The sequence below is a fragment of the Oceanimonas sp. AH20CE76 genome (assembly GCF_039654065.1).
GTDB lineage: Bacteria > Pseudomonadota > Gammaproteobacteria > Enterobacterales > Aeromonadaceae > Oceanimonas > Oceanimonas smirnovii.
This window is the reverse complement of sequence record NZ_CP155481.1, coordinates 871,893-897,703: the sequence shown is the minus strand read 5'-3', so window position 1 is coordinate 897,703 and position 25,811 is coordinate 871,893. Positions and strand designations below refer to the sequence as shown.

Annotated in this window: 26 protein-coding genes and 1 riboswitch; of the genes, 5 read left to right on the top strand and 21 right to left on the bottom strand. The window is 59.2% G+C overall.

Features of this window, described 5'->3' with window-relative positions:
* On the bottom strand, positions 1-366 hold the full coding sequence (gene flgB, locus N2M06_RS04325) for a flagellar basal body rod protein FlgB (protein WP_019933426.1): 366 nt from the start codon (positions 364-366) through the stop codon (positions 1-3).
* A 77-nt stretch (positions 367-443) separates the two neighbouring features.
* Between flgB and flgA the strand changes: the two genes are divergently transcribed.
* The 3 genes from flgA to flgN are packed head-to-tail and all read left to right on the top strand — an operon-like array spanning position 444 to position 1,937.
* On the top strand, positions 444-1,196 hold the full coding sequence (gene flgA, locus N2M06_RS04320) for a flagellar basal body P-ring formation chaperone FlgA (protein ID WP_346351718.1): 753 nt from the start codon (positions 444-446) through the stop codon (positions 1,194-1,196).
* A gap of 58 nt (positions 1,197-1,254) precedes the next feature.
* The gene (flgM, locus tag N2M06_RS04315; RefSeq protein WP_019933424.1) at positions 1,255-1,530 is read left to right on the top strand and encodes a flagellar biosynthesis anti-sigma factor FlgM; all 276 of its coding nucleotides are present in this window, start codon (positions 1,255-1,257) and stop codon (positions 1,528-1,530) included.
* Positions 1,527-1,937 carry a flagellar export chaperone FlgN gene (gene flgN, locus N2M06_RS04310; protein WP_346351717.1) on the top strand — a complete coding sequence of 137 codons (411 nt, stop codon included), beginning with the start codon at positions 1,527-1,529 and terminating at the stop codon, positions 1,935-1,937. Before flgM ends, flgN begins: the two co-directional genes overlap by 4 nt.
* Here flgN and N2M06_RS04305 read toward each other — a convergent pair.
* The 15 genes from N2M06_RS04305 to N2M06_RS04235 all read right to left on the bottom strand — a co-directional run bounded on the left by N2M06_RS04305 (position 1,909) and on the right by N2M06_RS04235 (position 16,145).
* Positions 1,909-2,319 (bottom strand): hypothetical protein, encoded by a 411-nt coding sequence (locus tag N2M06_RS04305; protein WP_019933422.1) that lies wholly within the window; start codon positions 2,317-2,319, stop codon positions 1,909-1,911. The genes flgN and N2M06_RS04305 overlap by 29 nt on opposite strands.
* Positions 2,300-3,646, bottom strand: coding sequence for a FliI/YscN family ATPase (locus tag N2M06_RS04300; RefSeq protein ID WP_346351716.1), 1,347 nt, complete (start codon positions 3,644-3,646; stop codon positions 2,300-2,302). The genes N2M06_RS04305 and N2M06_RS04300 overlap by 20 nt, the downstream gene beginning before the upstream one ends.
* Positions 3,633-4,316, bottom strand: a complete 684-nt coding sequence (locus N2M06_RS04295; protein WP_346351715.1) for a FliH/SctL family protein — start codon at positions 4,314-4,316, stop codon at positions 3,633-3,635. Before N2M06_RS04295 ends, N2M06_RS04300 begins: the two co-directional genes overlap by 14 nt.
* A gap of 26 nt (positions 4,317-4,342) precedes the next feature.
* Positions 4,343-5,368, bottom strand: a complete 1,026-nt coding sequence (locus tag N2M06_RS04290; RefSeq protein ID WP_019933419.1) for a FliG C-terminal domain-containing protein — start codon at positions 5,366-5,368, stop codon at positions 4,343-4,345.
* Positions 5,365-7,059 (bottom strand): flagellar basal-body MS-ring/collar protein FliF, encoded by a 1,695-nt coding sequence (fliF, locus tag N2M06_RS04285; RefSeq protein WP_346351714.1) that lies wholly within the window; start codon positions 7,057-7,059, stop codon positions 5,365-5,367. Before fliF ends, N2M06_RS04290 begins: the two co-directional genes overlap by 4 nt.
* A gap of 9 nt (positions 7,060-7,068) precedes the next feature.
* A complete protein-coding gene (gene fliE, locus N2M06_RS04280; protein ID WP_019933417.1) occupies positions 7,069-7,392 on the bottom strand; it encodes a flagellar hook-basal body complex protein FliE in 324 nt (107 codons plus the stop codon).
* Positions 7,393-7,394: 2 nt separating this feature from the next.
* The gene (locus N2M06_RS04275) at positions 7,395-8,747 is read right to left on the bottom strand and encodes a sigma-54 dependent transcriptional regulator (RefSeq protein ID WP_346351713.1); all 1,353 of its coding nucleotides are present in this window, start codon (positions 8,745-8,747) and stop codon (positions 7,395-7,397) included.
* Complete coding sequence (locus tag N2M06_RS04270) at positions 8,744-9,589, bottom strand: OmpA family protein (RefSeq protein WP_346351712.1); 846 nt, start codon at positions 9,587-9,589, stop codon at positions 8,744-8,746. The genes N2M06_RS04275 and N2M06_RS04270 overlap by 4 nt, the downstream gene beginning before the upstream one ends.
* A 105-nt stretch (positions 9,590-9,694) precedes the next feature.
* A riboswitch (cyclic di-GMP riboswitch) is annotated at positions 9,695-9,782 on the bottom strand.
* Between the two features lie 126 nt (positions 9,783-9,908).
* Entirely contained in the window at positions 9,909-11,987 is a 2,079-nt protein-coding gene (gene flhA / locus N2M06_RS04265) for a flagellar biosynthesis protein FlhA (protein WP_346351711.1), read from the bottom strand.
* Positions 11,988-11,997: 10 nt separating this feature from the next.
* Entirely contained in the window at positions 11,998-13,128 is a 1,131-nt protein-coding gene (flhB, locus tag N2M06_RS04260) for a flagellar biosynthesis protein FlhB (RefSeq protein WP_346351710.1), read from the bottom strand.
* Entirely contained in the window at positions 13,129-13,908 is a 780-nt protein-coding gene (gene fliR, locus N2M06_RS04255) for a flagellar biosynthetic protein FliR (protein WP_019933412.1), read from the bottom strand.
* Positions 13,909-14,175 carry a flagellar biosynthetic protein FliQ gene (locus N2M06_RS04250; protein ID WP_019933411.1) on the bottom strand — a complete coding sequence of 89 codons (267 nt, stop codon included), beginning with the start codon at positions 14,173-14,175 and terminating at the stop codon, positions 13,909-13,911.
* On the bottom strand, positions 14,176-14,844 hold the full coding sequence (gene fliP, locus N2M06_RS04245; protein WP_245541359.1) for a flagellar type III secretion system pore protein FliP: 669 nt from the start codon (positions 14,842-14,844) through the stop codon (positions 14,176-14,178).
* Between the two features lie 64 nt (positions 14,845-14,908).
* The gene (fliN, locus tag N2M06_RS04240) at positions 14,909-15,286 is read right to left on the bottom strand and encodes a flagellar motor switch protein FliN (protein ID WP_346351709.1); all 378 of its coding nucleotides are present in this window, start codon (positions 15,284-15,286) and stop codon (positions 14,909-14,911) included.
* 22 nt (positions 15,287-15,308) lie between these two features.
* Positions 15,309-16,145, bottom strand: a complete 837-nt coding sequence (locus N2M06_RS04235; protein WP_346351708.1) for a FliM/FliN family flagellar motor C-terminal domain-containing protein — start codon at positions 16,143-16,145, stop codon at positions 15,309-15,311.
* Positions 16,146-16,383: 238 nt separating this feature from the next.
* Between N2M06_RS04235 and chrA the strand changes: the two genes are divergently transcribed.
* Positions 16,384-17,514: a chromate efflux transporter gene (gene chrA / locus N2M06_RS04230; RefSeq protein ID WP_346351707.1), complete on the top strand. Its 1,131-nt coding sequence runs from the start codon at positions 16,384-16,386 to the stop codon at positions 17,512-17,514.
* 224 nt (positions 17,515-17,738) lie between these two features.
* Here chrA and purT read toward each other — a convergent pair whose 3' ends face one another.
* The 5 genes from purT to N2M06_RS04205 form a co-directional block, all read right to left on the bottom strand.
* The gene (gene purT, locus N2M06_RS04225; RefSeq protein ID WP_346351706.1) at positions 17,739-18,920 is read right to left on the bottom strand and encodes a formate-dependent phosphoribosylglycinamide formyltransferase; all 1,182 of its coding nucleotides are present in this window, start codon (positions 18,918-18,920) and stop codon (positions 17,739-17,741) included.
* Between the two features lie 51 nt (positions 18,921-18,971).
* Complete coding sequence (locus tag N2M06_RS04220) at positions 18,972-21,425, bottom strand: heavy metal translocating P-type ATPase (RefSeq protein WP_346351705.1); 2,454 nt, start codon at positions 21,423-21,425, stop codon at positions 18,972-18,974.
* 14 nt (positions 21,426-21,439) lie between these two features.
* A complete protein-coding gene (locus N2M06_RS04215) occupies positions 21,440-21,631 on the bottom strand; it encodes a heavy-metal-associated domain-containing protein (protein WP_346351704.1) in 192 nt (63 codons plus the stop codon).
* Between the two features lie 300 nt (positions 21,632-21,931).
* The gene (gene gabT, locus N2M06_RS04210; protein WP_317073909.1) at positions 21,932-23,212 is read right to left on the bottom strand and encodes a 4-aminobutyrate--2-oxoglutarate transaminase; all 1,281 of its coding nucleotides are present in this window, start codon (positions 23,210-23,212) and stop codon (positions 21,932-21,934) included.
* A gap of 23 nt (positions 23,213-23,235) precedes the next feature.
* Positions 23,236-24,699, bottom strand: a complete 1,464-nt coding sequence (locus N2M06_RS04205; protein WP_019933400.1) for an NAD-dependent succinate-semialdehyde dehydrogenase — start codon at positions 24,697-24,699, stop codon at positions 23,236-23,238.
* Positions 24,700-24,856: 157 nt separating this feature from the next.
* Between N2M06_RS04205 and N2M06_RS04200 the strand changes: the two genes are divergently transcribed.
* Positions 24,857-25,783 (top strand): LysR family transcriptional regulator, encoded by a 927-nt coding sequence (locus tag N2M06_RS04200; protein ID WP_317073907.1) that lies wholly within the window; start codon positions 24,857-24,859, stop codon positions 25,781-25,783.
* The last annotated feature ends 28 nt before the right edge of the window (positions 25,784-25,811 follow it).

Sequence of the window (25,811 nt, the reverse complement as noted above, 5' to 3'; positions counted from 1 at the left end):
TTACCGTCCTTCTATGGCCTGCTGCAGGCCCCGTAGTTTGATGTTCATAAAGGTCAGACTGGTCTGAAAGTCCATGGCATTTTCGGCAAAGGCGGTCTGCTCAACGGAAAGCTCTACCGTGTTGCCGTCCTGAGACGGCTGATAGGGCACACGATACAGAGGCCCGGACGCCAGGCCCGGCTGGCTCACGCCCTCACGCAGGGCACTCTCGGTCTGTTGCAGTACGGCTTTGTAGTCAATATCCCTGGCCTTGTAACCGGGGGTATCCACATTGGCCAGATTACCGGCCAGTAATTGTGTTCTGTCCATCCTGAGCGATAATGCATGGGGATGAATACCCAGCGCCTTGTCGAATCCCAGTGCCATTTGCTGTACCTTTCACGTCACTCATATTGATTTCATCATTGTCTTTCAATTTTTATGCCAAATATAAAAAACCTTTAATGACAAACACTTATAAACATACCAACACCATTCCCGGCTTACTTCGGGAAAGGCGTTTTCCCCCCGGAAAGTACCTGCTGGTGCTGATGCTCATGCTCAGTTTTTCAGTCCGTGCTGAGCTGGCCAATGAACTGGTCAGGGCAGCCGAACAACGGCTGGCTGACTATGCCGCCGAACGGGACTGGCTGCCTTATCAGGCTCAATTCAGTCCCTGGCTGCCTGCAGGGGCTGAACATCTGCCGGAATGTACTCAGGCCTTGCAGTTTGAAGCAGCCCGGGCAGATGATGAGCCTTGGGGGCGGGTGCCCTGGTTGATCCACTGCCCCGATAAGTCGGGCTGGAGCACACGGGCACGGGTGGAAGTCAATGTGCAAATGCCGGTATGGGTGGCCAAAGAGCGTCTACGCCGGGATCAGGAGCTGACACCGGCAGCAGTGCGCCTGCAAAGTCTGAGTCTCGAGCGGCTGTATCGTGGTTTTGTGGCCGGGCGCAAACCGCCCCGGCAACGACTGTTGCGGGATCTGCCTGCCGGTGCCCCTCTGTATCCGGCACTGCTGGCCCCTTTATGGATGGTGAAGAAGAACGAGCAGGTAATCATTGCCGCCGGCGGCGAAGGGTTTGTTGTTACCACCACGGGGCTGGCGCTGGAAAATGGCAGCAAAGGAGAACTGATCAGAGTGCGCAATGTCGGCTCACAAACGGTCATTCAGGCCCGGGTCGTGGCCGAAAACCGGGTGCAAAGCTTGCGTTAAAGTTTTGCTCTGGCCCGGTCGTTCATTATTAACAGCCGCATTAATCATGGAAAATAGTATGAAAATCAGCCCTCACCGTATTGCACCACTGAGTCTGGTACCACAGCGTGACGCACCGGCGGGCAGCACCGGCAAAGCTGCTGCCGCTTCTACAGAGCAAACCGCCTTCAGCCCGGAGCTGGGCCTGCTGCAGCAGGCCAAAGCAACCCTGAACGAACTGCCGGAAGTGGACATGGACAAGGTCACCCGATTACGTCAGGCCATCGCCAACGGCGAACTGCCGCTGGATCTGGATGCCCTGTCTGAGGCGGTACTGGAGCTGCATCGCCGATGAGCAAACAGATCCTGAAAGAAATCTGGCAGGCCCTGCAACAGGAGCTGGAGGGCTATCAGCGCCTGCACCGCATGTTGCAACATCAGGCCCGTCTGCTTACCGGCCAGGATCATCAGGGGCTGCTGAGCCACAACCCCAAACAAATGACCCTGACCAGCCAGCTGGCTGCCCTGGCGGCGAGGCGGGAAACGCTGCAGGCCGGACTGGGTGTCGTCTCTCCCGAGCAATTGTGCCGGTCCCTGCCCGCTCCGCTGGCGGAAAAACTGGGCCTGCTCTGGCAGTCGTTACAGCAGCAAGCGCGCCTGTGTCGTGCCCTCAACGACAGCAACGGCCGGCTGCTGGCCAGTCAGAAAGAATGGCTGGAGCATCGCCTGGGCGTTACCGAGGCCGTTTATCAGCCGGCCTGACACACCACTCCAGCTGAGCCTCCCATTCCCGCCGCTGCTGTTCGCGGTGATACTGCTCCGCCCGTTTTTGCTCCAGTAATTCCAGCCCCTTGATTTTACCCGCCTGCTGCCGGCTCAGCCGCTGCAGGCGCTCGCTGTCCTGCTGTGCTGCAGCCAGCTGATGCCGGTGGCCGTCAATCACAGCATTCAGCTGTTGTCGTATATGACCTTGATTGAGCAAGCCCAGTGCCCCGCCCGCCGGCACTGCCGCCAGTCCGCTTCTGGCCTGTAACAGCGCCTGGTGCTGATGCTGCAGCTGTTGTGCCCGCTGCTGCAGGTTATCGCGCTGCTGAATAAGGCTGGTGAGCTGCTCTTTCTGTTGGTTAATCAGGTGTCTGCGCATTGTGGTTACCTGTCAGTTCCGCCAGTTGCTGCAAACTTTGCTGCAGGCTGACCGGCTCGTGCTCGCTCTGTTGCAAAAACGCCGTCAGAGCCGGATAAGCTGCAATGGCTTCATCAGTTTCCCGGCTTTTACCACTTTGAATGCCGCCCAGGGGCAGCAGCTCCCGTACCTGCTGATAAAGCCCAAACCAGCGCTTGCACAGCACCGCCTGCGCCAGGTGTTCAGGAGTGGCTACTTTGCTCATTACCCGGCTGATCGACGCGCCGATATCAATAGCCGGATAATGCCCCTGCTCCGCCAGTTGCCGGCTGAGTACCACATGACCGTCCAGAATGGCCCGTGCCGCATCAGCCACCGGATCCTGCTGATCGTCACCTTCCGCCAGCACGGTATAAAACGCGGTCAGGCTGCCGCTTTGCTGTTCGCCATTGCCAGCCCGCTCCACCAGCCCGGTCAGGGCGCTGAAGGCAGAAGGCGGATACCCCCGGGCCACCGGCGGCTCTCCCACCGCCAGTCCAATCTCTCGCCGGGCCTGCACATAACGGGTCAGTGAATCCATCAGCAACAGCACATCCTTGCCCTGATCCCGAAAATACTCCGCTACCCGGTGGCAACTTTCCGCTGCCCGCACTCTCAGCAGAGGGCTTTGATCCGCCGGAGCGGCAATGACCAGGGTTTTGGCTCTGCCCTGCTCACCCAGGCAGTCATCAATAAATTCACGCACTTCCCGGCCCCGCTCGCCAATCAGTCCCACCACCACCACATCGGCCTGAGTGTAACGGGCCATCATGCCCAGCAGTACGCTCTTGCCCACGCCGGGGCCGGCAAACAGTCCCAGCCGCTGGCCCTTGCCCGGTGTCAGCAGGGCATTAATAGCACGCACCCCTACATCCAGAGGCTCGCTTACCCGCCGGCGCAACAGCGGATTAGGAATGGCGGACTGCCAGGGCACCGGCTGCCCCTTGATGGCAGGCAGGCCATCCAGCGGCCGCATCAGGCCGTCAACAATCCGGCCTAACGCCAGAGACGACACCGGTATGCTGGCCTCACTGGCACAGGGGCGCACCCGGGCACCGGCATACAGACCCGAAGGGGTACCCAGCGGCAGCAGCATGGCCTGTTCCCGATCCAGCGCCACCACTTCGGCTTCCAGCTCGCCGCCGCCGTCGGTATCAATAAAGCAGCGTTGCCCCATCACCAGCCGGCAGCCGGATACCTCCAGTAAATTACCGGTTACCCGCAGCAGGCGGCCATACACCTGCCCGATATCCAGCTCGTCATTGAGTGCCGCCCGGGCCAGCTGCAGCCGGTGCTCAAGCAGGCTCATCACTGCTTTCCAGGCTTCGGGCCACCCGCGCTATGCCCTTTTGCAGACGCTCTTCGGTAAGCGCTTCCAGGGTCAGGGTTTCGGTTTCGATGCGACAATCTCCCGGCGCCAATGCCGCATCTTCATGCAGCGCCCAGCCCTGACACTCGGTGATGCCGATTTCCTTCAGCCGGGCGCGATCATCCGGGTTCACAAAAAGTTGCAGCTCCTGGGTGCGGCTGTCGATGCCGCTCAGGGCTTCTTCCACTATCACCAGCACCTGCTGCGGATTCAGTGTCAGCTCGGAGCGGATCACCCGCCGTGATACTTCTTCCACCAGCTGGCACAACTGCTCCCGCTGGCGGTGCAGTGCTGACAACGACACTTGCTGCCATTGTTGCTCGGCGCTGCTTTGCCACTGACGCAGCTCATCAGCCAGATTTTGCTGTAACTCCCGCAGCTGAGCCAGACTCTGCTGCCGGCCCTGCTCAATGCCCTGCTCCATTCCCAGCCTGAGTCCTTCCTGCCGGCCTTGCTCCAGACCAGCGGCATGTCCCTGCTGCAGACCATCTTGATAACCCTGCTCCAGACTTTCGCTGTAAGCCGCCTGCTCTTCCTCCTGACTGGCCTCCGGTTGCTGAGGCTCCCCATAAAGCGGCGGAAAGCGATAACGGCGGTAGGCAACCGGCATATTCCCGTTTCGGAAGTGTCGTTTCACTAGTTCACCACCTGCTCTTCATACAGCTGGAATTCCAGCTCGCCCTGTTCAGCCAGCTCACGCACCAGGTTCATCACGTCCTGACGGGCATTTTCTACCCGGCTTACCGCTACGGCACCCTGACGCAGCATATCCTGCTCCATCTGCTGCGCCATACGTCTGGGCATGGCTTCCAGCATGGCCCGGCGCACCTGACTCTCGGCACCTTTCAGCGCCAGCCCCAGCACCTCCACCGGCAGATCCTGCACAATGCGTTGCAGGGTTTCCGGTGTTTGCCTGGCCAGGCTGGTAAAGTCATACATATTGCGTTCAATATCGCCGGCTTTTTCCGCATTATGCAGCTTGATAAGCTCCATCAGCTCGCCCCGGTTACCCTGATAGCGATTGACGATGTCGGCCACCTGCCGCACCCCGTCAACCCGGGCACCGGCATTGTGCGCCACAAACTCCATACAGCGGGCCAGCGCCGCCTTCAGCTCCACCACCACGAATTCACTCACCTCGTTGAGGTTGGCCACACGCAGCAGCAGCTCGTCATGGCTCTCCCCGGGCAGCAAAGACAGAACGGCAGCAGCAGAGTCGGCAGGCAAAAATGCCAGGATCACCGCCTGCATCTGGGGATGTTCCTGCTGCAGAAAACGTGCCAGCAGCTCGGGTTGTACCCACTGCAAGCGCTGAATCTCATGGCGCACCACATCACCGTACATGGAGTCCAGCAAGCCGCGGGCCAGCTTTTCACCCAGCGCCAGATCCAGGGTTCGCTCAAGGTATTCCCGCGATGCCGAATTAATGCCACTCTGCTGCCGGTAAAGATCAAAAAACTCCTGCAGCGTCCCCCGGGCAGAGTCTGCCGAGACCCCGCTCAGGCGGGCCATGGCGGTAGTCACCTGATTGACTTCATCCCTGTCGAGGCGCTGCAGCACCCGGGCGGCGGCAGACTCTCCCATGCTCAGCAGCAATACCGCTGCTTTTTCAATATCTTCCAGATTCAGGCCGGTGATCTGTTCAGTCTGCTGCTCGCTCATGATGTTTTAATCCAGTGTTTGATAACTTCCGCCACTCTGTCGGTTTCACGCTCGGCCAGCAGCTGCAGGTGAGTAACCTGCACTGTCAGTTCACTGCCCGGCGGCGGCAGCTGCCACTCCCGCTCATCCGCTTCCCAGGGTAGTGTGGTGTGTGGTCCTGCCCGCTCAACAGACGCCATCTGCCCCGGCAGAGCGGCCGAGGAACCATGCTCACCAGCGTCGGGCAGCGCTGCCTGCAGCTCACGCAGGGCCGCCGCTTTCTGATTAGTGCCCAGGTGGCGTATCAATGGCCGCACGCCCAGCAGCAATATCGCCAGCACCATAAAAGCACCGATCAGATAACGGGCATAAGCCTGAGTTTGTGGCTGCTGCCACCAGGCCAGCTGCTCCGGAAACTCGGTAAGCACGGCTTGCGGCGCGAAATCAAAACTGGACAAAGCAAAACTGTCGCCGCGCGCCTGGCTGAACCCTACCGCCCCCTGCACCATTTGCCCCAGCTGAGTCAGCTGTTGCTGATCCCAGCCGCCTTCCGGTGCCGCGCTCTGGTTCAGCAACACGGAAATACTCAGCTGCTTGATACGGCCACTCTGATAACGGGTGTGCACCACTGAGCGGCCGCTCTCGAACTGGCGCTGATATTCCCGCTGTTCACGCTGGCTCTGGTTGTCTTTGCTGTCGGTATTTTCACTCTCGGCGTCGGTTTGCGGCGGCGTGTTGGAAAGCGCGCCGGGAATACCCAGTTCCAGGCTGTTCTGAGTGCGGTTTTCACTGCCGGCTTCCCGCAGCAATACCGGTGTTTTATCCAGGCTTTCCCGGGTTTCTTCCACTGCGTTAAAGTCGAGATCGGCAGTGACCTGCACGCGAAAGTTATTCCCACCCAGCACCGGATACAACATATCCCGCGCGCGCTGGGCCAGTTGCTGCTCCAGCTGGCGGCTGTATTCCACCTGGCGCAGGCTCAGGCCGCGGCTCTGGCCGTTCATGGTCAGCTCATCACTGAGCACCCGGCCACGCTGATCAATCACCGACACCTTATCACGCGTCATGCCCGGCACGCTGCCGGACACCAGATTGACAATCCCTTCTACCTGCGCCGGATCCGGCCCGTGCCCCGGTACCACATCCAGCATCACGGAAGCGGTAGGAGTCTGCTCCGCCCGGCCAATAAACAGGGTTCGTTCGGGCATGGCCAGATGCACCCGGGCCTGCCGCACCCAGTCCAGCGCCATAATAGTGCGCGCCAGCTCGCCTTCCAGGGCATGGCGATAACGGCGGGTTTCCATAAACTGACTGGTGCCAAACCCGGTGCCCTGAGCCAGCTCCTCCATGCCCGCAGGCAGCATGGCCTTAACCCCCTGAGCAGCCAGCTGCATTCGTACCTGTCCCAGCAGCGCTTCATCTACCAGGATCTGGCCACTGTGAGCATCCAGCCGGAACGGAATCTGCTCCTGCTCCAGCACCTCCACGATGCGTGCCTGATCGTACAGTTCCTGCTTGCCGTAAAGCGGAACAAAACTGCGCCCCGCCTGCCACAGAAACACCACCACAGCGACCGCTATCATCAGTGCCAGACTACCCAGTAAAATCACCTGCCGATGATGATCAGACAATCCCTGCCAGCGGGAACGGGCCTTGCCAAATCCGGTTTTAAACGGCTGGCCGGCAGCCATCAGTGTGCTTGCTTGTGCCATCACAACTCCTTACAGCGGCATGCGCATGATGTCGTCAAACGCCGTCATCATTTTATTACGCACCTGCACCAGGGTAGAAAAACTCAGGCCCGCCTTCTGGCTGGCCAGCATGGCGCCCACCAGATCCTCACTGGCACCGGTTTCCACCGCCGTCATCAGACTGGCCGCCTGCATCTGCTCATGATTAATGGCACGTACCGTGGTTTTCATCATGTCACCAAAACTGCCCTGCTCTGCGGCAGGGGTAATAGTGACCCCGCCCTGAGCCTGATGCTGCAGCTGATTAAGACGAACCAGCATTGCCTGCTGGGCGCTTTCGGGGGAAATAGTCATGGTCAGGCTCCTAAGGCGCGGTCAATATCAATGCCCTGCTCACGCATGGCTGCAAGCTTGTAGCGTAGTGCTCTGGTGGTCAGCCCCAGGGCTTCGGCGGTGCGGGAGCGATGCCCGCTGTGCTGGCGCAATATCTGCAGCACATAATCAAACTCGGCACGCTGACGGCTGGCCTGCAGTCCGTCAGCCACCTTTTCCGCTACCGGCTGACTGAGCGGCAGCAAGACGTTGGCAGCCCGGCCCTGGCCAGCATCGGGCAGCATAAGATCCGGTATATCAATAATGGCGCTGCGGGCCAGAATGAGCGCCCGCTGAATCACGTTTTCCAGCTCACGAATATTACCGGGCCAGGGATAGCTGAGCAGCGCCCGCTCTGCTTCCACGGTGAAGCTAAACGACTCACCCTGGCCGTATTTGTGCAGAAAGTGACGTGCCAGGGGCATAATATCTTCCGCCCGTTCTCTCAGTGCCGGCCAGCTCAGCGGCAATACATCCAGCCGGTAGAACAGATCTTCCCGGAACTCGCCGGCGCTGACCGCTTCCCGCAGATCCTTGTTGCAGGCTGCAATAATGCGCACATTCAGATTAACTTTCTGATGACTGCCCAGCCGCTCCACTTCCTTTTCCTGTAATACCCTCAGCAGCTTGGTTTGCAGCGCCAGAGGCATTTCGGAAATTTCATCCAGCAGCAGGGTGCCGCCGTTGGCCAGCTCGAACTTGCCCGCCTGAGCCTGAGCCGCACCGGTATAAGCCCCCTTGCTGTAACCAAACAGCACCGCCTCCAGCATGCTTTCGGGAATGGCGGCGCAGTTGACCGCCACAAAGGGCCCTTCACTGCGATCGGAAACCTGATGGATATAACGGGCCAGACATTCTTTGCCGGTCCCCGATTCACCGCCTATCAGCACGGCAGCGGGAGTTTGTGCGGCCCGGTACGCCAGTTGCAGCACCTGCAAACCGGCCCGCGAGCGTACCACCATGTCACCGGTACTATTGCGCAGCGCCAGGCTCTGGCCCAGCACTCTGAGCAGCTGACTGGGCTGAAACGGCTTGAGCACATAATCACTGGCGCCGGCGCGCAGGGCCTCTCCGGCCAGCGCACTTTCACCCTGCTCCACCATGGCCAGGATCACTGCCTGCGGAAACCGGCTGCTCAGTAACTGGATCTGCTCGATAAAACCGGCTCCCAGGTCGCTGTCCATCAGGATCACCGCAGGCTTGTGTTCACTGCGTGTCTGCACTGTGGCCGGCTCAGACTGGTAGCCCGCCTTGCGTAAGGCATCACAGCACTTGTCAGGCATACCACTGTTTGAGATCAGCCAGAGCAAAGAGGAAGAGTAACAACTTGAGTTCATGATGCTTTTTCCACCTTGAGCAGAGAAATAACAAGACGTCGGTTTTGATAACGTCCGGCAGGAGTGGTGTTTTCGGCTAACGGATAAGCCTCGCCAAACGCACGAATGGTGATAGGCAGAGCAGGATGAAAACGGCGCAATTCAGCTGCCACCTGTTCCGCCCGCTGACGGGATAATTCAAGATTAAGTGACGCGGAGCCGCTGTTGTCGGTATAAGACTCCAGCAGCAGGGAAACCGGCTCGTTCGTGTTAATGCGCGACGCCAGTGCCGCAATCTGATGCTGCTGCCCGGCACTCAATTCGCGGGCACCAGACTGAAAATTCAGGATAAGGCCACTGTCATCTGCAACAGGCTCTGCACTGCCGGTGCCAAGGCACCGGCGATATTCACTGTAAGCCTGCTGAAAATGAATACTGGGAATCACAATGCGACGCGGATTGCCCGGCTCGGTAATGGCCAGCCAGCGACCGTTGGCCAATGCAGTCAGTGCATCAGGCACCTGCTGGCTGAAGATCAGTGTCTGGTTCTGCCATTGGCTTTGGCTCAAACTTAGCTCCGGCAGCTGTTGCCAGGGTGCAGGCACAACGGTCAGTACAGCCGGCCCGCCCTGAATGCCACGGGCATGCCAGGTCACTGTCAGTAAAGGACGCTTGTCGGAGCCGGGACTGAAGCGGGCACGGGCGACATCGTGGATGACATGTTCAAGTACGCAGCGAGATGCTCTTCGCTCGGCATGCCAGACAGCCTGATCCAGCTCGGTCACGTAATTAGCCAAGCTTGCAGCGCTGCCCAGCAATACACTCAGGCAGGCGATGCCTTTAAGTATTGCTAGCTTATTCATCTTGTGTTGTGTCATTTAAACCGGCAAAAAACACCGGCCCGGCCAGGATGAGAATAACGCTGAGAAAGGTTTTACAGGTGGCGAAACGCCAGAAAGGTAACCTGCCTTGGCGACCCCGCTATCATAGGAAGTAATTTCCCTTAGACCGGAAGCTTTGCGTCCTGCGTTTTCACGCAGTTTGCCCTTGTCATCAGCAACAGTATTTTAGTGCGCCAGCATTTGACTAAATAAACCGGATGGTTGCAAGCCTAATACAACATTTTTAGTGCGGCTATTACCGGAGCGAACACAATTTGCGCATTTTGTGTTCACATCTTACTCATCCCAGCGTACCTACCACATCAATCTGAATATGCTCGGGTACTTCATTATAGGAAAGCACTTTCAGCCCCTTGGCAAAGACAGCTCCATAGCGGGCCAGCAACGGACGTAACTGAGGCATCACCAGCAGCACTGCCGGCACCCCCTGCTCCTGTAACGTTTCTGTCACCGACGGCATTTTTTGCTGCAGCTGAGACAGCAGGTTGGGCTCTACCGGAAAACTGTCGATACTGGTTTTGGCATTTTGCTGCTGGGCCTGACTCAGGGCACTGAGCAGGGTCTGCTCCAGGGTGTCGGCCAGGGTAAAGGCGCTTAATACGTCACGCTCGCCCATAATCTGGCGCACTATTACCCGCTTCAGGGCGCAGCGCACATCCGCCGCCAGCAATACCGGGTCCTGTGTAATACCAGCCCCTTCCACCAAAGCGGTGGCAATGGTCACCACATCTGCCAGACTGACCTGCTCTTTCAGCAGCGCACGGAAGACTTTGAGCAGCAGCACCGGCGGCAGTGCTTCTGTCAGCAAGCCCGCCAGCTTGGGTGCCTGCTGCTGCAGCCGCTCCTGCCAGTGAGTCACATCATCCAGCACCAGTAATTCCGGCAGGTGCTCGCGCATCAGCTTGCTGACATGGGTGGCCACCACACTGGCGGAATCGACCACCGCATAACCGTAGTTCAGGGCCTTGGCCTTGTTACCCGGCTCAATCCATACTGCCGGCATGCCGTAGGCGGGCTCCTGGGTCAGTTCACCGTCTATTTCGCCATAGGTCTCGCCCTTGTTAATGGCCAGCATGCGCTCACCGTCGGCGCTGCCACTGGCCATCACCACCCCGGCCAGCTTGATGCGGTATTCCTGAGGTGCCAGTTGCAGGTTGTCGCGCACCCGCACTTCGGGCAACAAAAAACCGGCCTGTTCCGACAGGCTCTTGCGTACGCCGCGAATACGCCCCAGCAACGGAGCCCCCTGCTCTTCATGCACCAGATTGACCAGCCGGTAGCCCAGCTCCAGGGTCAGCAGATCAACCTGGGGCAGATCCTGCCAGCCCAGAGCAGGATGAGTATCCTGCTCCCGCGCCAGTAATTGCTCCGCCTGCTCCAGCGAATCATCGGCTGCCCCATCGGCCTGCTGCAGTCGCCAGGCCACATACCCCAGCACGGCGGCAAACAGCAGAAACACAAAGGTCGGCATGCCGGGCACCAGCCCCAGAATGAGCATAACGGCCGCCCCGGTCCATACCACCCGGGGCGACGCCAGCAGCTGCTGGCCCACCTGAGTGGACATATCGCTGTCGTCATTGACCCGGGTCACGATAATGGCGGCGGCGGTGGCCAGCAGCAATGAGGGTATCTGGGCCACCAGACCATCACCTATGGTCAGCAGGGCAAAGCGCTGAAAAGCCTCGTCGGCGCTCAGTTCATACTGGAACATGCCAATCATGAAGCCGCCCAGCAGATTGATAAAGAGGATCAACAGGCCGGCAATGGCGTCACCGCGCACAAACTTGGAGGCACCGTCCATGGAGCCGTAGAAGTCTGCTTCCCGGGCCACTTCCTGCCGGCGGTTGCGGGCCTGCTCCTGATCGATGGCACCGGCATTCAGATCGGCATCAATGGCCATCTGCTTGCCCGGCAGGGCGTCCAGGGTAAAGCGGGCCGCTACTTCCGAGATGCGCTCGCCGCCCTTGGTGATCACCACAAAGTTGATGATCATCAGAATCACGAACACCACCATGCCCACCACATAGTTGCCGCCGATCACCACCTCGCCAAAGGCTTCGATTACCTTACCGGCGGCCCCCGCCCCTTCATGGCCGCTGAGCAGCACCACCCGGGTCGAGGCCACGTTCAGGGTCAGCCGCATCAGGGTGGCGACCAGCAGCACGGTAGGAAATACCGAGAAATCCAGCGGCCGGCGCGCCGATACAGCTACCAGCAACACCATGATCGCCAGCACAATATTAAAGGTAAAGAGGGCGTCCAGCAGCCAGGGCGGCAGAGGCAGAATCACCATGGCGAGCACGGCAATCAGCAGCAGGGGGACGGCCATATAAGGACGGCTAAGGCCTTTCCAGTTCACACTTCACCTCTTAATGTTGATATTTCTTGGGAATACTGAAATCAGGCAGAGCACCGGGCTTGCGCCCTCGCCCGTCCCGCCAGGCCTGGAGCTGCAGCACATGGGTCAGCACATAGGCCACGGCACTGTACAGACCCGCCGGCACCTGCTGATCCACCCGGGTAGAGTAATACAGAGCACGGGTCAGGGGCGGCAGACTAATGATCTCCAGATCGTGCAACCGGGCCAGTTCGCGAATACGCGCGGCCAGCGCATCGGTGCCCTTTGCAATCACAAAGGGAGCGTCGGCCCGTTCGGGATCATACTTGAGCGCCACCGCGTAATGGGTGGGGTTAACAATCACCACATCGGCATCGGGCACTCGCTGCTCGATGCGGCCGGTGGCCATCTGAAACTGAATTTGGCGAATGCGTTGCTTAATCTCGGGGCGGCCATCTGTGTTTTTCTGCTCTTCCTTTACTTCCTGTTTGGTCATCTTCAGCTTCTGGTTCATCGACCATTTCTGAAAGGGCACATCGATAACGGCAATCAGCGCCAGCGCCGCGCACAGACTCAACACTGCCAGCACCAGCAGCCCCAGACCCTGACCAAAACCGGTTTCCAGCGGCATGCGCCCAAGAAATACCAGTCGTTCCCACTGGCTGTAAAGCAGCACACCCAGCGTGCCCCCCAGCAGAGTGACCTTGAGCATGGATTTGAACAACTCCACCAGCGTCTGCTTTGAAAACATGCGTTTAAGCCCGGAGAGCGGATTAAGCCGGGTCAGTTTGGGCTGCAGGCTGTCCCAGGAAAACAGCAGACCGCCGGGTACCAGCCCCGACAGCAACAGCAAAACGGAAATAGTCAGAAACACCGGCAGCAGCGCCCACAGGGTGGCCATCAGTGCCTGCTCCAGCAGCTCCAGCATACGCGCCGGCTCCCGCGTGGCCGCCGCCGGCAGCTCCATCGCCAGAGTAAATAACCGGCGGAAAAACGCCCCCAGCGCCGCCGTCTGCCACCAGATCACCACACCGCCAAGCAACAGCAACACCAGGGTATTGAGATCCTTGGAGCGGGCTATCTGGCCTTCACGACGGGCCTTGCGCTTGCGCTGCTCGGTAGGCTGCTCACTTTTATCCTGAGAAGAATCCTGCCCGGCCATTTACAAACTCCACTGGCGCATGAGATCAAACACGTCCTGACTGAATTCCAGATAACGCTGAGGAATATTGGCCAGCATCAGCAGCAGCGACACCAACCCCAGCATCATGGTCATGGGAAAGCCGAGGGCGAAGATATTGAGCGAAGGCGCGCTGCGGTTCATCACCCCAAAGGTGATATTGACCAGCAGCATGGCAATCACCGCCGGCAGCGCCAGCAGCAGGGCGGCACCAAACATCCAGCCGGCGAGATTCACCAGCACTGACAAATCCAGCTCGGTCAGACTATGGCCCACAGGCCAGCTGCGAAAGCTCTCTACAATCACATCCAGCGCCAGCAAATGACCGTTCCAGGCCAGAAACAGCAAGGCCACAAAGATCCACAACAACTGGCCGATCAGCGGTGCAGAGCCGCCGTTCACCGGATCGTTCATCACCGCCATGGCCAGTCCCATCTGCATCGACAGGATTTGTCCGGCCATGGTCACCACGGTAAACAGCAGCTGCAGCATCAGCGCCAGCAGGGCACCGAACAACAGCTGCTCCAGAGTGATCACCAGAGTAGCAAAGGAAAACGGATCTATTGCCGGTCCCAGTGGCAGCAGCGGCATCAGCACCATGGCCAGAGAAAACGCAAACAGCAGCCTGATTTGCGGACTCAGGTGGCCATCACCAAACAGCGGCAGCACCCAGAAAAATGCCGCCAGCCGGCAAAAGGGCCACCAGCCCTTGCCTATCCAGGCCATCAGCTCAGGAGTGGTCAGGCTGAGCAAAGGCGTCATTCACAGACTTCCGGGAATAATGGTGTAGAGCATATCGAACAGCTCCATCAGCTCCCGCAGCAGCCAGTGGCCGGCAAAGATCAGCATCAGCAGAGTGACCAGCAGGCGCGGAAAAAAGCTCAGGGTCTGCTCCTGAATTTGCGTGGCCGACTGAATAATACTCACCACCAGCCCCACCACCATACCGGGAATGATCAGCACGCTGACCATGGCGATAATGGTCAGCACCGCCTGACTGATAATGTCCACCGTCTGCTCGGGCGTCATTCAGCCTCCGAAACTGCGGGCCAGGGTGCCCACCGTCATGGCCCAGCCGTCCACCAGCACAAACAGCATCAGCTTGAACGGCAGCGAGATCACCAGGGGCGACAGCATCATCATGCCCATGGCCATGAGTACGCTGGCCACCACCAGATCGATCACCAGAAAAGGAATAAACAGCATAAAGCCAATCTGAAAGGCGGTTTTCAGCTCGCTCAGCACAAAAGCCGGGATCAGCACCTCAAAAGGCACCTCCTCGGGGGCCAGGTCGGTGGGCTCCTGAGCGATATTGAGGATCTGCTCCAGATCCGTTTCCCGGGTCTGGGCCAGCATAAAGGTCTGCAGCGGCGCTTTTGCCGTCACCAGCGCCTGCTCAAAGCCGATATCACCATTGTCATAGGGCACAAAGGCGTTGTGATAAATGTCCTGCCATACCGGCCGCATAATCAGCAACGTCAGCGACAGGGCAATGCCGATCAGCACCCGGTTGGGCGGGCTTTGCTGCAGGCCCAGGGCCTGACGCAGCACTGCCAGCACCACGATAATGCGGGTAAAGCTGGTGAGCATCAGCAAAAACGCCGGCAGCAGCCCCAGCGCCGTCATCAGCAGTAAAATCTGAATTTTCAGGCTGTATTCCGTTTCGCCGTCAGGGCCGGTAACCGATAACAAGGGCATATCGGCCAAAGCCTGCCCCGGCAGAAGTACCAGCACAGTGACCAGAAGCAGAACCAGCCAGGGCTTATGCTTCATTGGCTCCAGCCTGATTTGCGGGCCGGTTTACAATACGGGTCAGGCGTACGCCATAACGGCCATTGGCCACCACCACTTCCCCTTGCGCCAGCAGAGTACCGTTCACCTTAAGATCCAGCGGCTCACCCACGGCCTTATTCAGCTCAATCACGGCACCTTCACCCGCCTGCATCAGCTCACCCAGGCTCACTTCGGCGCTGGCCACTTCCAGCGATACCCTGACCGGCAACTGCTGAAAATAATCCAGCCCCCGCTGCTCTGCAGCCGGTGCAGCCGCTTCTTCTGCCTCCATGGCGGCTTCATTGAACAGACTGTCCAGATCGTCTCCCGGCAACAGTCCCATGTCCTGATGTTGTATTTCGCTCATCTGTTTACTGCTCCGTTACAGCTCAATCTATGAATCCGTGACTGGCAAACACCAGCATGCCATCGCGCTCGGCCACCCGCCCTTTCAGCACCGGCAAATCGCCGGCCCGGGCCACCACCTCCTGCAGCAGATGAATGGGCAGCACATCCCCTTCGCGCAGTTCTGCCAGCCTGCCAAGAGGCAGTTCAAAGCTGGCCAGGGGCACTGACAAACGGGTATTAAGCCCGGGCAAACCGGCATTCAGCTCAACCGCCAGCCCTGTAATAACCGGCTCGTTCTGTGCCTGAGGGGCAACCTCCAGTGCTGGCAGTGCCAGCACCCAACTCAGCTGACGGCCGGCAAAATGAATCTCGAACTTCAGGTAACTCACTGCCGCTATGTCAGGTTTGAATCCCAACATACGGGGGCTTGCCGGTACCGCTTCTGGCAATATTCGTGCCACCAGGTTATCGGCCAACATGGACAATAAACTGTTGCCCAGCCGGCGCTCGGTTTCAGAGACCCCCCGCAATGTCATTGCTCTGTCTGTGGGCATGCCGCCAAAGGTCATTTCTGCCAGCTGATACAGGGTGGCGTGCTCTATATAGAGGGCTGCAGAGCGCTGCAGCCGGCCATCCCATTGATGCTCCATCACAAAATAAAGCGTCTCGGCATCGTCTTCGGCCTGCGTCAGCAAACGGCAGCTCAGGCTCAGTTCACTGCGGCAGAGCATGGCTTCAAGCCGGCGTCGCCAGCCATCCCGGCAGCTCTCTATGGCCTTATGCAGGCGCTCACGCTGCTGCTCGCGCGGAGACTCTTGCTGAAAAAAATCATAGGGGGGAAATACCTCTTCCCCTGTCAGGTGAATTTTTCCGCTCAATGGCGCGAACTGCGTTTGTGTGGTTCGCTGCTTATTACTCACTGCCTTTACCTCCGGGGCGGCTGCCTCACCTGAATAACTACCAAAGCAGATGGTGGGAACCAATACGTTTAGCGACGTTTGCGAGCAGGGTTAAGCAATAACTGTTCCAACACATTCAGACAGATAAATAATCGGCACATGAACTGTCATCATGGGGATAGTATGATGACCCCATCGTGATTAACCGGAGCCATTTATGCTGTCCGTATTTTGGCAATTTTTACTGCTGGGTTGTGTCAGTTTTGGTGGTCCTGCTGCCCATATCGGCTACTTTCAGCGCCACTTTGTACAAAAATTGGGATGGATTCCTCAGGATCGCTTTGCCTCGACGATGGCATTGTGCCAGTTCCTGCCAGGGCCTGCCTCCAGTCAGCTGGGTTTTGCCATCGGCTACCAGCGCGCCGGCCTGGGCGGGGCCATTGCTGCTTTTATCGGTTTTACCCTGCCCTCGTTTGTGCTGATGCTGGCACTGGCCCTGCTGGGCAGGCACTTTGCCGACTCACCCGTTACCTCAGCAGTGGTAAACGGCCTTAAGCTGTTTGCCCTGGTAGTGGTGGCCGATGCGGTGCTGACCATGGCCGGCCAGTTCTGTCGCCGGCACCTGACTCTGGCTCTGGCGGTGGGAACCGCTGCACTGCTTTGGCTCTGGCCGGGGTTGCTGGCCCAGTTTATTGCCCTGCTGGCCGCCGCCGTGGTCGGAGCCATATTGCTTACCCGCGACAGCGGCGAGCCAGTGCGCAAGGCCTTTATTAACTGGCCGTTTTTATTGTTGTTCGCCGCCTTGTTTGTGGGTCTGCCGCTGCTGGCCCATGGTGGCTCGGCGGGGCTGTTTGCCGACTTTTATCAGGCAGGCAGCCTGGTGTTTGGCGGCGGCCATGTGGTGCTGCCCCTGCTGCAGAACCTGCTGGCAAACGATCTTTCCAGTGAAGTGTTTCTGACCGGTTACGGCGCAGCCCAGGCCATGCCCGGCCCCATGTTTACCCTGGCCACCTTTCTGGGCGCAGAGTTATTACCCGCCAGCCCGCTGCTGGGCGCACTGGTCGCCACCTTTGGCCTCTTTTTGCCGGGCTTTTTACTGGTGCTGGCGTTTATTAATGGCTGGCAGGCGCTGGCGTCCAGTCCGCGCATGGCCGGAGCCATTGCCGGAGTGAATGCGGCTGTGGTGGGATTATTGCTGGCGGCCCTGTATCAGCCGGTGTTTGTGGCCAGTGTGACCGGTGCGCCGGCGCTGGCCGCGGCGGCGCTGGGTTTGCTGGCACTGCGCGTGTTCCGTTGCCCGCTGCTGGTACTGATCCCGGCCTTTATGCTGCTGGGGGTGTGGTTGTAAGTGCAAGGGGATTAGGGTGGTGCCGGCCTCTATAAAGGAGGCCAAAGGTGGCCGCTTCGCAACCGATCAAATGCCATGGCCGAAAATTGCTCCTGCATTTTCGGCATTCCCTCCATCCATGGCGGTCAGATGCATTTGTCGAGCGCCCCAGGGAGGGGCCTGAAGCGTGTCGCGAAGTGGTTCCTTTGGCCGACGTTTTCCCGTACCTACAGACGATTAAGAACTTAAAACTCTACTTTAACTGCGGCGGCGGCGCGGCGGGCCTTTTCCCGGGCGTTGTCAATGCTGTCGCTCAGGGCCAAGGCCACGCCCATACGGCGGCGGCCGTTGATTTCCGGCTTGCCGAACAGGCGCAGATCCGTATCGGGCTGGGCCAGGGCTTCACTCAGGTTGCCAAAGGTGGTTTGGCTGGACTCCCCTTGTGGCAGTATCACCGCCGAGGCCGCCGGGCCGTACTGGCGAATCGCGGGAATGGGCAGGCCGAGAATGGCCCGGGCGTGCAGGGCAAACTCCGACAGGTTCTGGGAAATCAGGGTCACCATGCCGGTGTCGTGAGGCCGGGGCGAGACTTCGCTGAACAGCACCTCATCACCGCGAATAAACAGCTCAACGCCAAACAGACCCAGGCCACCCAGGGCGCTGGTGACTTTTTCCGCCATGGTTTCGGCCGCCGCCAGCGCCGCCGGGCTCATGGCCTGAGGCTGCCAGGACTCGCGATAATCACCGTCCACCTGCACATGACCGATAGGCGCACAGAAGCGGGTGCCACCGGCATGGCGCACGGTCAGCAGGGTAATTTCGTAATCGAACTCCACAAAACCTTCTACTATCACCCGGCCACCGCCCGCGCGGCCGCCTTCCTGCGCATAATGCCAGGCGGCATCGATATCGGCCTCGGTTTTCACCGTGCTCTGGCCCTTGCCCGACGAGCTCATAATGGGCTTGACCACACAGGGCAGGCCAATCTCGGCCACGGCGGCGCGAAACTCATCTTGGGTGCCGGCAAAGCGATAAGGCGAGGTGGCAAGCCCCAGCTCTTCCGCTGCCAGCCGGCGAATGCCTTCCCGGTTCATGGTGAGCTGAGTGGCCCGGGCGGTGGGCACCACGTTAAAGCCTTCCCGCTCAAGCTCGGCCAGCGTATCGGTGGCAATGGCCTCGATCTCGGGCACGATAAAATGCGGCTGCTCTTGTTCTATCACGGCGCGCAGGGCGGCACCGTCGAGCATGGAAATCACATGGGAACGATGAGCCACCTGCATGGCCGGCGAGTTGGCATAGCGATCCACCACTATCACTTCAACGCCCAAGCGCTGCAGCTCAATGACTACTTCCTTGCCCAGCTCACCGCCGCCGCACATTAAAACCCGGGTGGCAGTTGCCGAGAGGGGGGTACCCAGAGTTGTCATAACAGAAGTCCTGTTTTGTGAGAAAGCGCGCATTATAACAACTCGGGTCTGTTATGCGCCCCTGAACCGTTTCAGCCGCAGGGCATTACTCACCACAAACACGCTCGACAGCGCCATGGCACCGGCGGCCAGCATGGGCGAGAGCAGCAGACCAAAAGCCGGATAGAGCACACCGGCCGCCACCGGAATAAGACACACATTGTAGGCAAAGGCCCAGAACAGGTTCTGGCGAATATTGCGCAGGGTGGCATGGCTGATGGCCAGCGCCTGAGGCACGGCGCGCAGATCGCCGCGCATCAGCACCACGTCGGCCGCCTCAATGGCAATGTCGGTGCCGGTGCCAATGGCCAGCCCCACATCCGCCGCCGCCAATGCCGGCGCATCGTTAATGCCGTCGCCCACAAAGGCCACTGTGCCGTGCCGCTGGCGCAGGTGCTCCAGGGCTTCCACCTTGCCATCGGGCATGACTTCCGCCTCAACGGCATCTATGCCCAGCTGGGTAGCAATGGCCCTGGCCGTGCCCTTGTTGTCACCGGTGATCATGGCCACTTTCAGCCCCTGCTGATGCAGGGCGGCAATGGCATCGGGCGTGCCTTGCTTGATGCGATCCGCCACCGCCAGAATGGCTGCCGGTTTGCCGTCGATAGCGGCATAAAGCGGCGTTTTACCTTCATCAGCCAGCTTGCGAGCGGTGTCGGCAAACACCGACAAGTCCATATCAAGGGATGTAAGATAACGATCTGCACCCACATTCACCTGAACCCCATCGACGTTTGCCTTTACGCCCATGCCGGTAACGGTGTCGAACTCGCTTACTTCAGGCAGGTTAAGCTGGCGCTCCTCGGCCGCCGCCAGCAAGGCTTCGGCAATGGGGTGCTCGGAGCGCTGCTCCACGGCAGCAATGTGCGCCAGCACCTCGTCCTTATCAAAGCCTTCGTTCACTTGCAGATCGGTGAGTTCAGGCTTGCCTTCGGTGAGGGTGCCGGTCTTGTCAAAGGCGATCACCTTGACGCCGCGCAGCGCCTGCAGCGCCTCGCCCTTGCGAAACAACACGCCCAGCTCGGCGGCCCGGCCGGTGCCCACCATAATGGAGGTGGGCGTGGCCAGCCCCATGGCACAGGGGCAGGCAATGATCAGCACCGCCACGGCGTTAACCAGGGCAAAGCTGAGCGCCGGTGCCGGCCCCAGCCACCACCAGAGCACAAAGGTGAGCAAGGAAAGGGTCATGACCACGGGCACAAACACACCGGTGACCTTGTCCACCAGCGCCTGAATGGGCAGTTTGGCTCCCTGAGCCTGCTCCACCATGCGAATAATTTGCGAAAGCCGGGTCTCTTTGCCCACTTGCGTGACGGCAATCAGCAGCGATCCCTTGTTGTTGACAGTGCCGCCGGTGACCTCACTGCCCTTCTTCTTTTCTACCGGCTCAGGCTCACCGGTCAGCATGGACTCGTCCACCCAGGAAGCCCCTTCCACGACGGTGCCGTCTACCGGAATGCGCTCGCCCGGGCGTACCCGTACTTTGTCTTTTACCCTCACCCGCTCAAGAGGCACTTCTTCGGTGCTGCCATTGCGTTCCACTCTGGCGCTGGGTGCCTGCAGGCCGAGCAGCTTTTCAATTGCCTCGCCGGTGCGGCCTTTGGCCCGCGCCTCAAGAAAACGCCCCAGCAGAATCAGGGTGACGATCACTGCCGCCGCCTCAAAATACACCTGCCGGCTGCCGGCGGGCAGCCAGTGCCCGGCAAAGGTGGCCACGGTGGAATAGCCCCAGGCGGCCAGGCCCCCCAGCGCCACCAGCGAATTCATTTCGGGAGCCCCGCGCAGCAGCGCCGGCAGCCCTTTTTTCAAAAACAGCAAGCCCGGGCCAAACAGCACCAGACTGGCCAGCACAAACTGAATGCGCCAGTTCAGGGCTTGCCCCAGGGTGTTGTTAATCCATTCATGCATGCCGGGCACAAAGTGCGCGCCCATTTCCAGCACAAACACCGGCAGGGTAAGCACAGCAGCCATGATCAGCGAGCGTTTCAGCGATTGCCGCTCCCGCTCGCGGCCATGACCCTCGTCGGTCGCAGGCGCATCCTCGGCGGCCTCGGCACTAAAGCCGGCTTTTTCCACCGCCGCCGTCAGAGCACTGATATCCTGACTGCCGGCAAGCCACTCCACATACGCCCGCTCGGCGGCCAGATTGACTCTGGCCGACAGCACACCGGGCAGCCGGCTGAGTACTTTTTCTATCCGGCCAGTGCAGGACGCACAGCTCATGCCGCCAATCACCAGCTCCGCCTGCTCGGTCGGGCACTGGTAGCCGGCCTTGTTCACTGCTGCTGCCAGCTCACCGGCGGCGGTGCCCTTGTCCAGCACCAGCTCGGCACGGTTCGACGCCAGGTTCACGCTGACCGAACGCACTCCCGGCACACCGCCCAGGGCCTTTTCAACCCGGGAGACGCAAGACGCGCAGCTCATGCCCTCTATGAGCAAACGCAGCGCTGCTGATTTAGTGCTCATGGTTGCCTCCGCTGTTACTCGCAGTCGTAACCGGCGTCGCTCAGCGCCTCGATAATCTCTTCCCGGGGCAGGCCGGAGCTGATGCTCACCTTGCGGCTGGCCAGTTCAAAGTTCAGTTCGCAGTCCGGATCCAGCTCGGTCAAAATGCCGGAAATCACGCCTACACAGTGGCCACAGGTCATATCAGGTACGGTAAGAGTCAGCATGGTTTAGCTCCTTATGATGTTAAACACCCTTACTTTGAACCCTGACACAGGGGGAAGGTCAAGCTTCGAGTTATTGAAAGTTATACGGCCCGACCTCATGAGGCAGTAGCAGGGATGGCCGTAACCGACCGTCACATGCCAGGGAAGGCATGTGCCGAGCGTCCCATGGATGGGCCCGAAGCGTGTCGGTGGAGGCAACCCTGCTGATGTCTCATGACACTCCGGAATCCCAGGTTTCAAAACAAAAAAGGCGGGCACAAGGCCCGCCAAAGCTACTTTGACATCGACGTATCAACCGGCTTAAACGAGTTCGGAAAGCACCTGTTCAAGCAGATCCAGACCTTCGCTGACCACCTCCAGCGGTGAGGTCAGGGCCGGCAAAAAGCGAATGACGTTGCCGCGTACACCGCAAGACAACAAAATCACCCCCTTCTCGATTCCCTTCGCCACCACGGCTTTGGTCAGCTCCGGATTGGGCTGATCCACATCCCCGTTGTGTACCAGCTCCATCGCCACCATGGCACCCAGGTTACGCACCTGGCCAATATGGTGAGGATATTTGCTCTGCAGCTCGCTCAGACGCTTGTTCATCAGCTCGCCAATGGCCAGGGCTCTGTCGCACAACTGCTCTTCTTCAATAATGTTCAGCACTTCCAGACCGGCGGCGCAGGCCAGCGGAAAGGCGGCATAGGTGCCTCCCAGACCGCCCGGGTTGGCAGCGTCCATGATGTCGGCCTTGCCCACCACGGCAGACAGCGGAAAACCGCCGGCAATGCCCTTGGCCATGGTCATCAGATCCGGCTCAATACCAGCATATTCGGTAGCAAACAGCTTGCCGGTACGGGCGAAACCGGTCTGAATTTCATCACAAATCAGCACAATGCCGTGCTGATCACAGATAGCACGCAGTTTCTGCAGGAAGGACGCCGGTGCCTGATAAAAACCACCTTCTCCCTGCACCGGCTCTATGATCAGCGCTGCTACCCGGCCTGGCTCGATATCACAATGAAACAGCTCATCCAGGGCCTTGAGCGACTGCTCTTCGGTAACGCCGTGATAGGCATTCGGGTACGGCAGGTGATAAATCTCATTCGGGAAAGGTCCGAAACCTGCCTTGTAAGGGGCAACCTTGCCGGTCAGGCCCATGGCCATATTGGTGCGGCCATGAAAGCCGCCGTTAAAGGCAATAATGCCGCTGCGTTTGGTATGAGCACGGGCAATTTTCACCGCGTTTTCCACTGCCTCGGCACCTGTGGTGACAAAAATGGCTTTTTTGGCAGTGGGGCCCGGAGCCAGTGTTACCAGACGCTCGGCCAGCGCCACCACACTCTCGTAGGGCGTGACCATGGCACAGGTGTGACTGAAGCGCTGCAGCTGTTCGTTGACGGCAGCCACAATGCGCGGGTGGCTGTGGCCAGTGTTGACCACGGCAATGCCGGCGGCAAAGTCGATAAAGCGGTTGCCTTCCACATCCCAGATTTCATTATTTTTGGCACGATCGACATAAACTGGGGCCATGTTGCCCATGCCACGGGCAAAGACGGCGTCTTTGCGTTGCTGAAGTTGCTGATTCTTGCTCATGATAATGCTCCTTTTATTCACGCTCAGCGAATGCCGCCCATGCACAGATATTTGGTTTCCATATAGTCCGCCAGCCCTTCGGCGGAGCCTTCCCGGCCCAGACCGGATTCCTTCACGCCGCCAAAGGGGGCAATTTCGTTGGACAGAATGCCCTCGTTAATGCCGATCATGCCGTATTCCAGCTGCTCGGCAATGCGCCAGATGCGGCTGTGACTTTCAGTATAGAAATAGGCGGCAAGACCATAGGGAGTGTCGTTGGCAATGGCCACGGCCTCGGCATCATCCTTAAAGCGGATCACCGGTGCCACTGGGCCAAAAATTTCCTGATTGGCAATGGCCATTTGCTGGGTCACATTACCGAGAATAGTAGGCGCATAGAACAGCTCGCCGGCTGAATGACGGCGGCCACCGGTAACCAGGGTGGCACCTTCGCTCAGGGCAGCGTCTACCATGCCGGCAATCTTGTCGACGGCAGCCTTGTTGATCACAGGGCCAAGAGTGGTGGCCGCATCAAGACCGTTACCAATAACAAACTTTTCCACTTCCGCCTTGAAGCGGGCCATAAATTCATCGTAAATGCCATCCTGCACCAGAATGCGGTTGGCGCAGACACAGGTCTGACCGGCGTTACGGTATTTGGAGATAATGGCACCAGTGACGGCGGCGTCGAGATCGGCGTCGTTGAACACAATAAAAGGCGCGTTGCCACCCAGCTCCAGGCTGAGCTTTTTCATGGTGTCGGCGCTCTGGCCATAAAGCAGCTTGCCCACCCGGGTTGAGCCGGTGAACGACAGCTTGCGCACGCGAGAATCGCTGGTCAGCACATTCCCTACTGTTGCCGCCTGGCTGGAGGTGATCATGTTGATCACGCCGGCCGGAATGCCTGCCTGCTCGGCCAGCGCCATCAGCGCCAGGGCAGAAAACGGGGTTTCTTCAGATGGCTTGACCACCACGGTGCAGCCCGCCGCCAGCGCCGGGGCCAGCTTGCGGGTAATCATGGCGTTGGGAAAGTTCCAGGGAGTAATGGCCGCCACCACACCAATGGGCTGCTGAATGCTCAGCGCCCGCTTGTCGCCGGTGGGGGCAGAGAACACCTTGCCGTAGGCACGTTTGGCTTCTTCAGCATACCACTCAATGTAGGAGGCACCGTACAGCACCTCGCCACGGGTTTCAAACAGGGGCTTACCCTGCTCCTGGGTCATCAGCCGGGCCAGATCTTCCTTGTGCTCAATAATAAGATCAAACCAGTTGCGCAGCAGGCGGGCCCGCTCTTTGGGGTTAAGCGCACTCCAGGCCGGCAGTGCCCGGCTGGCGGCATCAATGGCAGCGCGGGTTTCGGTTTCGCCCATGTCGGGCACCTGGCCCAGATGATCGCCGTTGGCGGGGTTATAGACAGCAATGGTGTTGCCACTGCCGGCCTGACACCAGCGGCCGTCGATATAACCGCTTTCTCTTACCAGGGTGCTGTTTACTGCAGAAATGCTCATTTAAGCTGCCTCATCTTGAGTCCATCCTCGCCCGCAAGTCCAATTGCCGTGAGCAGCGCCACAACGGCACGGGCCACTGTTTGACAACATGCTAGCCCCCGGCGCAAAGTCCGGTAAATCACCCCCTCTCAACATACACATTGAAGCAGTTCAAACTATGAGCCAGACCAACAGACCCGTTCTCAGCCAGATTGGCGACTATGAAATTCGCCTGCTGAAACTGTTTAAAACCGTGGTGGAATGCGGCGGTTTTTCCGCAGCGGAAACCGAGCTCAATATCAGTCGTTCCACCATCAGTGTGCACATGGCCAACCTGGAAAGCCGGCTCAAGCTCAAGCTGTGCCGCCGGGGCCGCTCGGGTTTTTCACTGACCGATGACGGAGAAGTGATCTACGACTCCACCAAGCGGCTGTTCAGCCGGCTGGAAGAGTTTCGCTACACAGTAAACGAACTGCATGAGCAGCTCAGCGGCGAGCTGAGAATTGTGTCCAGTGACAGTATCTGGCTGGAAGATGAATTTTCCATGGTGGAGGTATTTGCATCCCTGGGTGAACAGGCACCGGATGTAAACGTGAGCGTGGATGTGGCTTACATGGGCGAAATTGAACGCCGGGTGCTGAGCGAAGAAGCCGATATTGGCTTTATTCACTACCACAGGGATCTGGAAGGGCTGGATTATCATCATCTCTATCAGGTGCGCTGTTTTCTTTACTGCAGCGATCGTCACCCGCTGTTTACCGAGCAGAATGATACCGAGATTGCCGAACGCCTGCCCGAATTCAAGCTGATCCACCCGGGCATTCATACCAACCCGGAAACCAGCGCCCAGCTGGCGGGCATGCAACTGGCCGGCAGGGCCTACCACTACGAGCCCCGCGCGGCCCTTATTCTTTCCGGTCAGTACATCGGCTTTTTGCCCGAAAGCTACGCCCGCCGCTGGGTAGACACAGGCCGCCTGCGTCCGCTGCTGCCCCGCCAGAAAACCCACCTGCTGGGCATTTCTGCCATTACCCGCAGCCACGGCCGCCAGAGCCGCATTCGGCAGTTGTTTTTGCAGCTGCTGAAAGCGCAGCTGAACAGTTAACCCCCTCCCGACCTCCCCCTTAAAAAGG